The following is a 1,542-nucleotide window of genomic DNA, read 5'->3' as shown; positions in this document are numbered from 1 at the left end:
TTGCCTGCCCCTTAATGCGGCGTTATGTAACCGTAAAGAAAAAAGACCACAATGCATTGAAAAGTAGATGTTTTTTATGATCGGTCTAATTTCAATTTCGACTTTCTCTGAGTTCGTTTCGTGCATGTTGATTTAGCTTTCGGCTTCTTTATTCTTCGAATCTTCAGTTTGTTGTTAATGATTCAGCTGGTTTGCGATAAGTTTGGTGGCAGTCATTTTTTCTTTGAACTAGAGCTCGCAGTTTCGTCGTTGTCACGCAAATTCTACTGGGTTACTGCTAACTTTTCATGTAAGTTAAACGATATTTGTCAATGTTGTTCTTTGTAATGCTTTGAAATAGTTAGTAAAGTTACATAACAAAGCATTCAAGTGGGACAGTCAACGCTTGGCAGTTTTGGTTTGGTTGGCATTTGAGGTTACGGTTGGTTAATTTAAGCGTAGTGGCTTGCGTTGCCTGCCCCTTAATGCGGCGTTATGGCTATCAAGTTGAGTTCATCATTAATGTCGGTAAATCGGTTTAAATTGGAGTACTATTCTGCGATTAAACTTGCTGAAGAACTCGATGACAATCCCAATTAAAAATGTATCAAATCCGGAAATATCGTGCTCAAACTTCCATGCTTGTTGTTGCCGTTTGGAGGTTATGATCATTACCGATACAGGTGTACCAGAGCAGCATATTGCATTCGATGAATGGGGTGGAGAAACGATGTTGCGTTTGTCAGATGGTTGGTGTTCAGCTCTAGATCGTGAAACGTTCATGTGCACAATTTACGAAAATCGCCCTTGGATTTGTCGAGAATTCGAAATAGGTTCTCACGAATGTCGAGATGAACGTATAGAGCTTTCTTAAAGTATTACCCAATAAATCAGTGAGTTGTTAGCCATAACAAACGGTTCAAGAGGGACAGCCAACGCGTGGCATTTTTATTATGCGTTGGTTTTTGTGGTTACGGTGTTATGCGGAAGCTTGGTTGTGGCGTTGGCTGCCCCTTAACCGGGCGTTAGGCAAAGTGAGTTTTTATCAGCTAAATCGAGTTGGAATTGAGCGGTAAATTCCATGTTTTTTGGCTTAAGTTAAGCAATAAATAATCATCACATATTTGTTGTTTCTTGATCGCGTTGGGTTGCTTTTCGTTGTGAATTCAGCGGCAAAATAACCTTCAGCATCCAAACGTCCGCCGAGCATGCTACGCTCGTCACTTTTCTTCCAAACCGCTCAATTTGAGTTTTTTTGTTTCTTTGCTGATTTAGCATTTTGGTTTATAAATGAATGGCTTAATTTGCTTCAAATTTACAAAAAAGCACGTTCTTTGGTTTTGAAAGTATCATTGTCAATCGGTTGGCCTAACAAACGGTTCAAGAGGGACAGCCAACGCGTGGCATTTTCACTATGCGTTGGTTTTTGTGGTTACGGTGTTATGCGTTAAGTTGTCAGTGGCGTTGGCTGCCCCTTAACCGGGCGTTAGGTGCTAGGAGGCACATTTGAATAAATTACTTATAATATTGGCGATGATTTCTGTATCTAGCTTGGCTTCTGAT

Annotated in this window: 1 protein-coding gene; it reads left to right on the top strand. The window is 40.3% G+C overall.

Annotated elements, in window-relative coordinates; translation table 11 throughout:
• Positions 1-562 precede the first annotated feature (562 nt).
• Positions 563-853 carry a YkgJ family cysteine cluster protein gene (locus tag B7C60_RS00470; protein WP_099609978.1) on the top strand — a complete coding sequence of 97 codons (291 nt, stop codon included), beginning with the start codon at positions 563-565 and terminating at the stop codon, positions 851-853.
• Positions 854-1,542: the final 689 nt, after the last annotated feature.

This window comes from Vibrio fujianensis (assembly GCF_002749895.1).
Lineage (GTDB): Bacteria > Pseudomonadota > Gammaproteobacteria > Enterobacterales > Vibrionaceae > Vibrio > Vibrio fujianensis.
The sequence above is the reverse complement of the archived record's forward strand: the minus strand, read 5'-3'. Positions and strand labels throughout refer to the sequence as shown.